This is a genomic window from Streptomyces sp. DF42 (assembly GCF_058267695.1).
Genome location: NZ_CM177859.1, coordinates 9677263 through 9689807 on the forward strand (window position 1 = coordinate 9677263; position 12545 = coordinate 9689807).

Consider the following 12545-nt stretch of genomic DNA (forward strand, 5'->3'; position numbering starts at 1 on the left):
GGTTCGTAGGATGCGGACTGCTCGAGTGCCGGTGTGGGTGGGCTGGGGCCAGGTGTGGTGTTCGGCCCGTTTGAGCCGGTAGTTGGACAGACGGCGTTGTCTATCGGTTGTCCGCGCTTGCTTCGGTGGCGTCGGCCGAGGTTGCTTCGGATTTGGTGTGGAGGACTTCGCGGGCCTGTTCGGCGGCGCGGGTGATGCTTTCGCTGATGAAGTCGAGGAAGCGGGCGATGTTCTCCAGGCGGGTGGCTGCGGGGGTACGGGGGCCCAGGACGGCAACGCCCTGACGTGCGGTTTCGACGAGTTGGTCGTTGGCTCGGGCGCTGGCGATCGTCGCCTGGTAGAAGAGCTCGTCGTCGACGACGTAGCGGTCGCGGCGGCGTTCGTCGCGTTCTCGGCGCACCAGGCTCTGGCTCTCCAGGAAAGCGATCGCCTTGGAGATGGACGCCGGGCTGACCTGGAGGCGCTGAGCGAGCTGGGACGCGGTGAGGCTGCCCGCGTCGGTGGTGAACAGGCAGGTCAGCAAACGGGCTGCCATCTTGGGCAGTCCCGAGGCCATGAGGACGGTGGTGAGTGTCTCCTCGTACTGCGCCACGGCCTCGGCGTCACGTCCGTGTGGCTGGGGAAGTGACTGCGCCTCCCGGGAGGAGGCGGGCCTGCGCCGGTGTGCGCGGTGTTCGGTGGCGCGGTGGGCCAGGTCGGCACGGTAGGCGGTGGGGCCGCCGTTGCGCATCACCTCACGCGTGATCGTCGAGGTCGGACGCTCCAGGCGCCGGGCGATTTCGGCGTAGGGGAGGCTGTCGGCCAGCCCCAGCGCGATCTGCTGGCGTTCCTGCTGGGTGAGCCTGCCTCCCGGCATCGCGATCTCCCTCGGTGATTCTTCGTGGCGGTCCCTGATCCCGCTCACTATAGCGTTCACCTCCCAGTCATTGCAATAATCGGTTCGATGAGCGTTGCATTACTGCCAGGATCGTTGCAACGATTAGAGGCCTGTGAGCTGCATGGATACGGATTGTGTGCAACGAAGTTGTTGCCGGAATATGGAAAGCAACGTAGCGTTTCTGGTGTCGGAAAACATGACCGAGTATAGGAGAGCAAGATGCAGAAGTTCGACACCCCCGCGCCCATCTCCGCCGTCCTGGACATCCCCGCCGGACGCATCCAGTTCATTGCCGCCGACCGCGCAGACACCACCGTCGAGGTCCTGCCCGCCAATCCCTCCGAGAGCCGTGACGTCCAGGCCGCCGAGCAGACCACGGTCGCCTACGCCGACGGCGTCCTGCGGATTCACACTCCCGAGTTCAAGAGCCAGCTCTTCGGCCCCTCCGGATCCCTGGAGGTCTCCGTTCAGCTGCCCGCGGGCTCCCGTATCGAGGCCAGGGCGGGCAGCTGTGAGCTCCGCGGCGTCGGCCGCCTGGGCGAAGTCGCCTTCGACGGCGCGTACCGCCGGATCAAGATCGACGAGGCCGCGAGCGTGCGCCTCACCGCGGTCGACGGCGACGTCGAGGTCGGCCGCCTGGGCGGCCCCGCGGAGATCAGCACCGTGCGGGGCGACATCCGGATCACCGAGGCCGTGCGCGGCGCGGTCGTGCTGACCACCCAGTCCGGCGACATCACGGTCGGCGCCGCCGCGGGCGTCTCGGCCGCGCTGGCTGCCGACACCGACTACGGCCGGATCAGCAACGCCTTCAAGAACGATGGCTCCGTCGAACTCGACATCCGCGCCACGACGTCCCGCGGCGACATCACCGCCCGCAGCCTCTGAACGAGCAGGACCAGGACAGGACCGTCCGGCCGGGCCCACTGCGGTCGAGATCCTGTCGGTCGTCGCCGAGGGCGCGGCCCTCCGTCCCCGGCGGCCTTCGATCCAGATGCAGGGCCCTGCCTTGAGAAGTCGTACGCCACGCCTCACGCGATCAGGTGGAACACATCTGTTTGATATCGGGCAGGCAGTGGCGTCAGCGGCCAGGCCCAGGATCCGGATGCACGGCGGAGGCGATACCAGCGCGCGCCGCTTCCAGCTGGGCGGCGAAGGCGATGCCGAGGAAGAGGGCGACACCGGTGACGTTGGCCCACAGCAGCAGGGCGACGAACGCGGTCAAAGGTCCGTAGACGGCCCCGAAAGCGGTGCTCTTGCCGACGTACAGCGCCAGCAGCCAGGTGGCCGAGACCCACAGGAGGAGGTGGACCGCGCTGCCGAAGGCGAGCCAGGTGTAGCCCGGCTGCCTGCGGCGCGGCGACCACCGGAAGATCACGGCGGAGGCGATCCACGCGAGCGCCAGCCCCACCGGGATCTTGAGCGCGCCCCACCAGCGGTCCGCGCCGCCGGGTGAACCCAGCGTCGAAGCGACGGCGTCACCGACCGCCTCGCCGGCCACGAGCACCACGAAGCCGAGCACCATCGGCAGGCCGGCCGCCATCGAAAGCAGCACGGCACGGCCGTACTTGTGGGCGAAGGGGCGGTCGCGCTCGATGCCGTAGATGCGGTTGGCGCCCCGTTCGATCTGACCCATCGCCGAGGCGAGGTTGAGCACGGCGAAGGCGAGACCGAGCCACAGCGCGAGGGTGCTCCAGACATCGCCGTGAGCGCTGCGCCGGGACCTTGCGAACGCCTCCGCGAGCACCCCGTCACCGGCACCGGGCACGACGTCGCTGAAGACCCGTTCGACGATCCGGCCCACCGCGTCGGTGTGCACGGACGTGGCCACGCCGACCAGCGCCAGGGTCAGCGGCACCAGGCCCACCACGATCTGGAATCCCAGAGCCCGTGCGTGGGAGAAGCCGTCGGCGTACCGGAACCGGGCGAAGGAGTCGACGAGCAGCCGTACCCTGCCGTACCGCCGCAGCGCGGCCAGAGCCTCGTCTCCCGAGAGCTCTTCCCCGATCATGTCCCTGGTCTGCGGGACGTGCACGGCGGTTCCCATCGCGGACAGACTCCCTCCCTCGGGGCCGGGGCGACCTCCCCGGCGTGTGCCTGTTTCGACTGCCCCCGAACGGCTGCTTCAACGGTCACCCGCTGCTTCGACGGTCGCCGGGCCCGTTGCGTGTGCCCGTTGCGCGCACGAACGGCGGTGATGGGCTTGCGAAGGGAGGTCGTGGTTGTGGTCACTTGCCAGGCGGCCGGGCGGCCGGTAGTCGTCACACTTGCGGCCGGGCCGCGGGGTGGTCGTCGAGGGGGATGCCCAGATGGTCGGCCAGGGTGGTGAGGGCGGTTCCGAGCGGGAGCATGATGCGGGTGAGCGCGTGCCGGTCGCCCCGGGTCGGATCCCGGTTGACGATCAGCACCGGCGTGTCGGCCTGCGCTGCCTGGCGGACGAACCGAAGTCCGGACATCACCGTCAGGGAGGAGCCCAGGACCAGTAGTGAGGCCGCTTCACTCACCAGCGTGCGGCAGTGATCGACCCGCCGCGGCGGCACGGTCTCGCCGAAGAAGACCACGTCCGGCTTGAGGATGCCGCCGCAGAGCGTGCAGGGCAGCACACGGAAGTCGCCGACCTGGTCGTCGGTGAGGTCGGCGTCACCGTCTGGGTTGATTGCGGCGGCGGCGGGCTCGAAACCTGGATTGGCGGCCTCCAGCCGGCGGGCCAGTTCGCGGCGCGGGCTGACGGCGTCGCACGCAAGGCAGACGACCCGGTCCAGGCTTCCGTGGAGTTCGACGACGTCCTCACTGCCGGCGCCCTGGTGCAGGCCGTCCACGTTCTGGGTGATCACACCCGCGAGCAGTCCCTGCCGGCCGAACGCGGCCACAGCCCGGTGACCGGCGTTGGGGCGGGCACGGCCGAAGGTGCGCCAGCCGAGGTGGCTGCGGGCCCAGTACCGGCGCCGGGCCTGGGCACCCGCAGTGAAGTCCTGGTACGTCATCGGGGTGTGCCGACTCAGGCTCCCGCCCTCGCCCCGGTAGTCGGGGATGCCCGACTCCGTGGAGATGCCGGCCCCGCTGAGCACCAGCACACCGCCGGCGCGCAGCGCATCGGCCACCGGTGCCAGATCCGTGGTACCCGCAGGCAGGTCCTCGGTAGGCGTCCAGCTCAGAGTGGGGCGCATGCGCATGCCGCCAGGGTACGGAACTCGCTGTCCTGAACGCCGCACGCATCCGCATCCGCTCGGCAGGCTGATCCAGAACACACGGACTGGCTCCGTCCCTCGCAGGGTAGGACCCGTCTGCGCTGTTCTGCTCCCTCCCTGGACAGCCCATCTCGTTCATGCGCGCCGTCAAGCCCAGGAGATGTCGATGCGGACGTTACGACTTCGAGCCCTCTTGCTCACGCTGCTCGCCATGACGGTCAGCGGCGTGGTGCTCGCCCCGACGGCATCGGCTGCCGAGCCGTGCGGCGCCGGATGGCTGTGTCTGTACAAGGGCCGCAACTTCACCGACATCGCCTACATGACCCAGCGACACGGCTACTGCCGGAACCTCCTCGACTTCGGGATCAGCAGCGTCGGGTCCTACCGCAACAACCAGTCCGTCTACGTCGACTTCTTCGATGCGAGCCAGGACGACAAGGTGTGGAGCATCCGGCCCGGTGGCAGCAGCTCCGACGCCACCTCGTTCCAGGACGAGCGTTACGTCTGTACCCGCTGAGGCGGTGTGCAGCAGGTCGTCCGCCGGCGAAGCTCTCCCACGCGGCTGTCCCTGTGCTGCTGTCCCTGTGCGGCTGTCCCCGCGCGGCTGTCCGCCATCCCGCGGCACGCTGACGGGACCTGTGCTTGATCAACGGGCGGGCCGGTCGACTGCTGCTGTGGAGTGCGTCGACGATGTGAGGTCGCACTGCCGGGCACGGGTGTCAACGGCTGTGGGCCCGGTCTTAATTCGCTTGACCTGGCCACGGAGCAACGCTGCACTGTGGCGGGACGCCACGAGCCGTGGTGCCGACATACGGGGAGGCAGTGGCAGCAATGGAGATCCGCCAGACCACCGACCAGGACCTCGACGTCTTCGTCGACACACTCCATGCCGCGTTCGGTCGCTTCCCGGAAACCCCCACCGACGGCGGCGGAGTGTGGTGGGCGGCCCTCGAAATGGACCGCAGCTTGCTTGCCATGACACCGGACGGGCGGCCCGTCGGCACCGCCGCTGCGTACTCCTTCGAGCTCACCCTGCCCGGTGAGATCCTCGTCCCGGCCGCCGGGGTGACCGCCGTCGGTGTCCTGCCTTCGCACCGACGCCAGGGCGTGCTCAGCGAAATGATGCGGCATCAGCTCACCGAACTGCGGGCCCGAGGAGAGTTCCTCTCCGTACTCCTGGCCTCCGAGGCCCTCATCTACCGCAGATTCGGATACGGTCCCGCGACGTACACCCAGCGGCTGACCGTGCCGCGCCACCAGGCCGCCCTCGCCCTGCCCCGGGCGCCTGGAACGGCCGAGGCCTCGGCGACCGGCTCGGGCCCCGGCTCGGTCGAAGTGCTGCGGCGCGCCGAGTGCGGCGAGATCCTGGAAGAGGTCTACGACAGGTACCGCCGCGCGCAGCCCGGGGCGCTGTCCCGACCGCACCGTTGGTGGGCCGTGGGTGCGGGGCAGGCCCCGATCTCTCCCGCGCCGCGCTACGTCGCGGTCCACCGTGACGCCGACGGCGTCCCCGACGGGTATGCCAGTTACTCGCTCGGCGAGTCCGACACCTTGACGGTCGACGAGACCATCGCCGTGGACGACGCCGTCTTCACGGCCCTGGCCCGCTTCGTGCTCGGACACGACCTGGTCACTCAGGTCGTGTTCAAGCACTTCCCGCCCGAGCACCCGCTGCGTTGGCAGCTTGCGGACTTCCGCGCCGGCCAGGTGAGCCACGACACCGACTGGCTGTGGGTGCGGCTGCTGGACGTCCCGCGTGCCCTGACCGCGCGCGGCTGGTCCGTGGACGGCGAGCTCGTCCTCGACGTCGACGACCCGTTTCTCGGCGAGCACGGCCGCTACCTGCTGACCGTCCGGGACAGCAAGGCCGAGTGCGTCCCCACGGACCGGGAGCCCGACCTGTCCCTGGACGTGAGCGACCTGGGCTCGGTCTACCTCGGCGGCACCGCCCCGAGCACGCTCGAACGCGCCGGACACATACGGGCCCACCGCCCGGGCGCGGCCGCTCTCGCTGACGCCCTCTTCCGCGCGGAGCGCTCCCCGCACTGCCTGCACTGGTTCTGACCGCGCGCCCGCCGACCCCGCGCAAGGCTCCTTTGTCGGGCTGCAAGGCGGCTTCAGCGGTGGCGCAGGGGCAGACCCACCAGCAGTGCGCCAAGAGCGCCACCGCATCGCCACGCGGGATCGGCACAGTCGGTCAGCAGGCTGCGCGGACGTTGTCATCGGCCTTCACGGAAGGGGGAGTCGGCCGTTTCGGCAGCACCACCATCGGCCGCTTTACAGTCGCTCTTCGCTGCGCAATGCGGTGCGTCACGCGGACGGCGGCGGCATGGCCGTCTGGGGTCGGTCGGTCTTCCCCGCAACCGTCCGAGACAACGGGAGCACAGACCCCACGACGAAGAGGCCGAAGAGCGTGAGGGGCAACAGCGGCAGCAGTTGCCCAGAATCGTCGTGCAGCCAGTGCCGATTGCCCCACCAGTTCGCGCAGACGTCCAGCGCCGTCACGGTGCCCGCCAGCCAGACCCCTTGCTTCCGTACGAGCATCACCAGTACGGCAACCAGCGGATCGAGGGCCGTCAAACCAACGAAGAAGACCTGCAAGGGGACTTGCTGAAACGAGGCATAGGCGTGCATCCCTCCACGGAGCAGGTCGAGGAGATGCGCAACGGTTCCCTCAAGGAATCCGATCACGTACACCGCGAGAACCCATCTCGCCCACAAGGGCTGCCCACTCCACCGCTTCCGCAGCTCAATTTCCACGGGGCCAACCTGGGTGAGGCAGCGAACGCCAATCGGCCAACTGCGCCGTGCACAGTGGCCGATTGGGGGTGGAGTGCCTGGTCAAGGTTCGAGCGAGGTGCCGCCGACGGTGTCGTCGCCGCACCGCATCACAGCGTCGCGGTCGTCTGCTCCCCGGACGCGCTGCCTGCCAGCCACTGGTCCCAGCCGAGGTTGAAGTCGGCGTAGCCGTTGTCGGCCGGGGCCTTGGCGCGGGAAGAGCCGGTGATGGTGACGGGATCGCCCTGCTTGACCTGGCCGTAGAACCACTTGGCGTCCGACATGGACAGGTGGACGCAGCCGTGCGAGCCGCGGGCGCTGCCGCTGCCCGGGTTGGGGTCGCCCGTCGAGTAGTGCACATACGTGCCGGACTGGGTCAGGTGGATGTCCCAGGGCAGTGTCAGGTCGTAGTAGTTGGGGCTGCCCTTGTCGCAGCTGATACCAACGCTGCAGGAGGTCATGTGGACCTTCTCCTGCTTGTCGATGACGGCCATGGTGCCGTTCCACGTCGGGTACTCGGCGCTGCCCGCATTGATCGACAGGGTGCGCACCGGGTTGCCGTTCCGGGTCACCTTCATGGTGTGGCCGGTCACCGAGACGTCCGCGCGCACGTCGTCGCCGATCGTGAAGCTGTGTGTGTAGCCGTGCACGCCGTAGCGTCCGTTGCCGTTGCTGACGCCCTTCAGGTCGGCGTCGATCTTCACCTTCGTGTTGGCGGGCCAGTACGTCTTCGGCCGCCAGTCGGCGCGCTTGTCGCCCATCCAGTGCCAGGCGCCGGCCACCGGCTGCGAGGCGCTCACCTTCATGTGCTTCTCGACAGTGGCCTTAGCCTTCGCCGCCACCGGGTTCGTGAAGATCACCGAGATCGGCATGGCCACGCCGACCGTGTTCCCCGTCTGCGGAGTGATCGTATCCAGCAGCATCGGCGGGCCCGCGGGCTTGGTCGGCTTGGGCGAGGCACTCGTACTCGCCTTTCCCGCCGCCTTTGCGTCGCCGCCACTCGCCTTGTCACTGCCACCCCCGCCGCAGGCACTCGCGCCCACCAGCACCGCGACCGTGACGAATGCGATCCCTATGCCGCCCCTGCGCCGTCCCACGACTTGCCCCACTCTCTCGTGCCCCGGCCCTGACGGGCCCCACTCTCTGTCAGATGGTGACGGCATGGGCCGCAGTTGCGTGCGGCACGTAGATCTTTAGTGATCCGTGTCACTCAAACCTCCTGACGTTCTGCTGCGGGAGCCTTCGGATGGTTCACCCGCCCAGGAGCGCCGGGTCCGGCTTTCCAACTTCTGCCGTTTGAGGCTCCCGCCGATCGGCCGCCCGGTGTCCCACGACAACTCGGCTGCCCATCACGAACTGCGGCTAACCGCTTCGTAGGCATGCGCGGGGGAATCGACCGCGAGGTTGTCCGCTCTCTCCTTCGGCGATCTACGGAGTAGAGCGCTCTCAGCAGGCGAATCTGTGCTGGGCAGTCACGTGCGGCCGCTTCGCCGACGCGCCGGCGGGGGTGGTCAGAGGGGCTGGAGCCGGGTGTGCAGGAGGCAGAACTCGTTGCCTTCCGGGTCCGCCAGGACGTGCCAGCTCTCGGTGCCGGTCTGGCCGACGTCGGCGGGTCTGGCGCCTAGAGCGAGCAGCCGCTCCAGTTCGGCGTCCTGGTCGCGGTCGGTGGCGCTCACGTCGATGTGGAGCCGGAGCCTTTCGGGCCGCGGGTCGCTGCTGGGGCTGAGGACGAGGGTGGGCTGGGGGCCGCCGAAGCCGACGTCGGGCGGCCCGATCTCGATGCTTCCGTCGCCCTCCCGGCCGACTTCGACGTAGCCGAGGACCTTGCTCCAGAATTCGGCGAGCCGGTCGGGGCCGGCGCAGTCGATGACCAGTTCACTGATGCGGCATGCCATGACCGTCAGTGTACGGAGACAACCCGGAAGTCGAACGCCGACATGTTCTGGAGGACGACTCTCCCCGAGTTCGCGTCTGAGAAGACAACAGAGGTCGGCCACCTGCGGGTGGCCCACCTCTGGACGCCGGTTTATGAGGTGGCGTCAACAACCGGGTCGTCAGTGGCGGTGTCCGCCGCGGTGGCCTCGGCCCCAGGAGGTGTTGTCCCACACGTACGTGCACCGGTCCTGGTAGACGTCGGTGGTGTTGTCGTGGCCGACGCCGGTGTGCCTGTGGACGGTGGACCGGCCCTCCAGGCGGTTGACCTCCACCCACTCCTTGTTCAGCGAACGGTGCGCCGAATCCCGCCACCCCACCCGCCGAAGGGGGTCCACCCGAAAGTGAGTAACAGGCTTCTTTGCAACGGGCCGAGCCGTCGAGTGACTGGCCACTGCGACTGCGTCCGAGGTGGACAGAGGGCCTGACGGCTGGGGCGATGCGGGTGACGGGGCTCAGACCTTCTGCCGGGTTGAGCGATAAAGGTCCTCCGCGGTGGAGAGCAGTTCGCGCTGTTCGTCTTCGGAGCCCACCATCGGCTGGGAACCGTTGAGCGGCACCTGAGCGCTCTCCGGCAGGAACTTCACCGTGATCAGTCCGATGACCCCGGCCAGCATCAGGTAGTAGGCGGGCATCAGGTCGTCGCCGGAGGCGTTGACCAGGGCTGCCGTGACCAGTGGCGTGGTGCCGCCGAAAGCGGCGACGGCGAAGTTGAAGCCGATGCCCATGGCCGCATAGCGCACGGCGGTGGGAAAGAGCGCGGGCAGGGTGGCGGCACTTGGGGCGGCGAAGCAGGCGAGCAGCGTCGACAGGATCAGCACGCCCAGGATCGGCGGCCAGGTGCCGTGCATCTTGATGAGTTGGAAGGACGGGATGGCCAGGAGGATCATCGCCGCCGCAGAAACGGCGTAGACGGGGCGTCGGCCCACGTGGTCGCTGAAGCGGCCGATGAAGGTGATCAGCACCACGATCCACACCATGCCGATGAGCACCAGGACGTCGGCGGATGAGCTGGAGCGGTTGAGGGTCTCGGTCTGGTAGGAGGGCAGGTAACCGGTCACCATGTAGTTGGTGACGTTGTACAGGAGAACGAGGCCCATGCAGATGAGCAGGGCAGGCCAGTGGTCCTTGACGATGGTCTTGAACTCGCTGCTGGCCGACGTCTGGGCGAGGCCCTTCTCGTGCTCGTCGAGCTGCTGCTGGAAGGCGGGCGATTCCTCCAGCTTCAACCGCATGTACAGACCGATGGCGCCCAGCGGCCCCGCGATCAGGAAGGGGATCCGCCAGCCCCACGAGAGCATCTGGTCGTCGCTCAGAGCGAGGTTCAGCATGGTGACCAGGGCGGAGCCGAGCGCGTAGCCGACGAACGTACCGAAGTCCAGCCAGCTGGAGAGGAAGCCCCGGCGCCTGTCGGGGGAGTACTCGGCCACGAAAGTGGTGGCGCCGCCGTACTCCCCGCCGGTGGAGAAGCCCTGGACCATGCGGGCGAGCAGCAGCAGGATCGGGGCGGCGATGCCGATGGTCGCGTAACTGGGGATCAGGCCGATGGCGAAGGTGCCGATCGCCATCATGATCATGGTGGTGGCGAGCACCTTCTGCCGGCCCAGACGGTCTCCGAGCGGCCCGAACACCAGCCCGCCCAGTGGGCGGACGACGAACGCGGCGGCGAACGTGGCGAACGAGGACACGACCTGCGCACCAGGCGAGGCGCCGGGGAAGAAGACCTTGCCGATCGTGGCGGCGAGGTAGCTGTAGACGCCGAAGTCGAACCATTCCATGCAGTTGCCCAGAGCAGAGGCACCGACGGCGCGCCGCAGCAATGGCGGCTCGACGACCTGAACGTCCTCCTTGCGCAACGCGCGCCTGCTGCGGCGAAGCCTGCGCGTCAGTTCTTCACGGACCTGCCGCGGCATGTTCGCCGCGCTCTGCCGTACCTGCTCCCTGCGAGGAGAGCCTGCCTGAGGGTGCCTGGGGCTCGTATTCACTACGCATGCCACCTTGCCAAGTCGTTCGTATTGCCGCACTTTCCGTCCTCCGCATCGTGCGGAGGACGGGCCTCCGATGCGTGAAAGGACGGATGCCCAGAAGGCCACTGTTCACGCGTGCAACGTCCCGAACGGGTTCATCGGTGGCCCGCGACGAGGGTGCCCACCGGCCTCCTTGCGCCGATCGGCGTAGCAACGGCGCGCCTTGGGTGTGGAGGCGGGCGCCGGTGGAGGATCGGTGGGGCAGCGGCCTCGGGACGGGCCGCCCGGCACCGCGCCGCCCCATCGCGTGAATGAGGTCCGGCCATGAAACTGTTGGACGAGCTCACCCGCCTGACATGTCTTCCGTCTTTCCGGCGCACTGCGTGCCGCCTCCCGTATGTGCGGCGCACCGCGTGCGGAATGCTCGGTCACACCGGGGTATGGAACCGGAACCGCTCCCTGTTCGCGCAGCGGGTGTTCGACCGGTTCGTTGGCACTCTCAGCGTCACGCCGGTCACACCGGTCGCGTCGTGAGTGCCGCTGCGCGCGGAGATGCGCGGGGCGACGGCCGTTACGGCGAAGCCGTCTTTCCTCCGGGACAGGCGGGCGAGGGGGAGCGCATCGACTTCGGCGCCCTCGCCTACGACGACATCACCATGGCGCGGTTGCGGGCACTTGGGGTCGGCCCGGGTTGGCGCTGCCTTGACGTGGGGGCCGGGACCGGCACGGTCGCCCGCCGGCTGCTGGAGGAGGCCGGGGTGACGAGCGTGCTCGCCGTGGACCGCGATGTTCGTTTCCTCGCCGAGCGGGCCGTGCCCGGGCTGGACGTTGCAGAGGCCGACATCACTGCTCCGGGCTTCTTCACGGGCCGCCGGTTCCGGCTCGTCCACGCACGGTTCGTGCTGATGCACCTGCCCGAGCGCGAACGGCTGATCACTGTACTGGCCGAACTTGTCGCGCCCGGCGGTGTGTTGGTGCTCAGCGACGCGGCCGACCTGACGAGCGACCGGACGTCCAGCACGCCGTACACCACGGTGATGCGGTCGATGTGGCAGGCGCTGCGCGCCACCATCGGCACCGATGTCTCCTGGGTGACGTCGTACCCGCACCTGCTGCGTGGGGCGGGGCTCGGGCCCGTTGCCGCCGAGGCGCATGTGCCGCCGCTGGTGCCGGGCAGCCCCATCAGCCGCTTCTGGGCGGACACATGGGAGCGAAGCAGGGGGACGATGGTTGCCACCGGCCTGGTCGACGACGCAGCCGTCGACTCGGCTCTCCGGTACCTCGATTCCGACGAGTGCGCCGACCTGTCAGCCGGCATGCTCACCGCCTGGGGCTGGAAACCCGAGGAGACGGCGAACTGACCGCGAGCTGGTCGCGCGCTGACCTGTGCCGGTTCGGCACAGTGAACATCGGGTTCAGCCAATCGCGGGGCTCTCCGCAGTGACGCGCAGACCGGACGTGCACTGTTCTCACGCCGAATGCCTTTGAGCAGGTCGTGGACTCCCTTGCCCGCTACGGGCCGGTCACCACCTCCCTCGTCCTTCGCAGCCCCCCAAGTCGTTGCCTACGGCCCCGTCAACAACGCCATGACCCGCAACACCTGGGCGGTTCGGGCCCGGGGCCCCGATCGCGTGCTCAATGGCACCATTGCCCTGGCCCGGGAACTCGGCCTGACCGGCGAACGGACCGCCCTCACCAGGGACATCGGCGCCGCGGCCGCCACCGCAACCCTGGGCAAGGACCCGCCTCCGGTGCCGCCCGGCCCCGGCCGGTGATGGGCGTCTCCGGCCTGGATCAAGGAGAACA

The 12545-nt window shown here is 68.9% G+C and carries 13 protein-coding genes; 5 read left to right on the plus strand and 8 right to left on the minus strand.

What is annotated here, in order from left to right:
- Nucleotides 1-100: 100 nt before the first annotated feature.
- A complete protein-coding gene (locus ACYUED_RS44570) occupies nt 101-856 on the minus strand; it encodes a helix-turn-helix domain-containing protein (protein ID WP_491290080.1) in 756 nt (251 codons plus the stop codon).
- A 240-nt stretch (nt 857-1096) separates the two neighbouring features.
- Between ACYUED_RS44570 and ACYUED_RS44575 the strand changes: the two genes are divergently transcribed.
- Nucleotides 1097-1762, plus strand: a complete 666-nt coding sequence (locus ACYUED_RS44575; protein WP_491290081.1) for a DUF4097 family beta strand repeat-containing protein — start codon at nt 1097-1099, stop codon at nt 1760-1762.
- A 193-nt stretch (nt 1763-1955) separates the two neighbouring features.
- Here the strand turns inward: ACYUED_RS44575 and ACYUED_RS44580 are convergent, their stop codons facing one another.
- On the minus strand, nt 1956-2921 hold the full coding sequence (locus ACYUED_RS44580; RefSeq protein ID WP_491290082.1) for a YihY/virulence factor BrkB family protein: 966 nt from the start codon (nt 2919-2921) through the stop codon (nt 1956-1958).
- 214 nt (nt 2922-3135) lie between these two features.
- Nucleotides 3136-4047 carry an NAD-dependent protein deacetylase gene (locus ACYUED_RS44585; protein WP_491290083.1) on the minus strand — a complete coding sequence of 304 codons (912 nt, stop codon included), beginning with the start codon at nt 4045-4047 and terminating at the stop codon, nt 3136-3138.
- A 226-nt stretch (nt 4048-4273) separates the two neighbouring features.
- Here ACYUED_RS44585 and ACYUED_RS44590 point away from each other — a divergent pair, with 226 nt between their 5' ends.
- Both ACYUED_RS44590 and ACYUED_RS44595 read left to right on the plus strand, forming a co-directional pair.
- Complete coding sequence (locus ACYUED_RS44590) at nt 4274-4579, plus strand: hypothetical protein (RefSeq protein ID WP_491290084.1); 306 nt, start codon at nt 4274-4276, stop codon at nt 4577-4579.
- A gap of 314 nt (nt 4580-4893) precedes the next feature.
- Nucleotides 4894-6126: a GNAT family N-acetyltransferase gene (locus ACYUED_RS44595; protein WP_491290085.1), complete on the plus strand. Its 1233-nt coding sequence runs from the start codon at nt 4894-4896 to the stop codon at nt 6124-6126.
- A 246-nt stretch (nt 6127-6372) separates the two neighbouring features.
- Here the strand turns inward: ACYUED_RS44595 and ACYUED_RS44600 are convergent, their stop codons facing one another.
- The 5 genes from ACYUED_RS44600 to ACYUED_RS44620 form a co-directional block, all read right to left on the minus strand.
- Nucleotides 6373-6822, minus strand: a complete 450-nt coding sequence (locus ACYUED_RS44600; protein ID WP_491290086.1) for a hypothetical protein — start codon at nt 6820-6822, stop codon at nt 6373-6375.
- Nucleotides 6823-6950: 128 nt separating this feature from the next.
- On the minus strand, nt 6951-7937 hold the full coding sequence (locus ACYUED_RS44605; protein ID WP_491290087.1) for a L,D-transpeptidase: 987 nt from the start codon (nt 7935-7937) through the stop codon (nt 6951-6953).
- A gap of 414 nt (nt 7938-8351) precedes the next feature.
- The gene (locus ACYUED_RS44610; RefSeq protein WP_491290088.1) at nt 8352-8735 is read right to left on the minus strand and encodes a VOC family protein; all 384 of its coding nucleotides are present in this window, start codon (nt 8733-8735) and stop codon (nt 8352-8354) included.
- A 159-nt stretch (nt 8736-8894) separates the two neighbouring features.
- The gene (locus ACYUED_RS44615; protein WP_491290089.1) at nt 8895-9047 is read right to left on the minus strand and encodes a hypothetical protein; all 153 of its coding nucleotides are present in this window, start codon (nt 9045-9047) and stop codon (nt 8895-8897) included.
- A gap of 180 nt (nt 9048-9227) precedes the next feature.
- On the minus strand, nt 9228-10685 hold the full coding sequence (locus ACYUED_RS44620) for an MFS transporter (protein WP_491290090.1): 1458 nt from the start codon (nt 10683-10685) through the stop codon (nt 9228-9230).
- Nucleotides 10686-11269: 584 nt separating this feature from the next.
- Between ACYUED_RS44620 and ACYUED_RS44625 the strand changes: the two genes are divergently transcribed.
- Nucleotides 11270-12100 (plus strand): class I SAM-dependent methyltransferase, encoded by an 831-nt coding sequence (locus tag ACYUED_RS44625; RefSeq protein WP_491290091.1) that lies wholly within the window; start codon nt 11270-11272, stop codon nt 12098-12100.
- Between the two features lie 225 nt (nt 12101-12325).
- Nucleotides 12326-12514: a hypothetical protein gene (locus ACYUED_RS44630; protein WP_491290092.1), complete on the plus strand. Its 189-nt coding sequence runs from the start codon at nt 12326-12328 to the stop codon at nt 12512-12514.
- Nucleotides 12515-12545 lie beyond the last annotated feature (31 nt).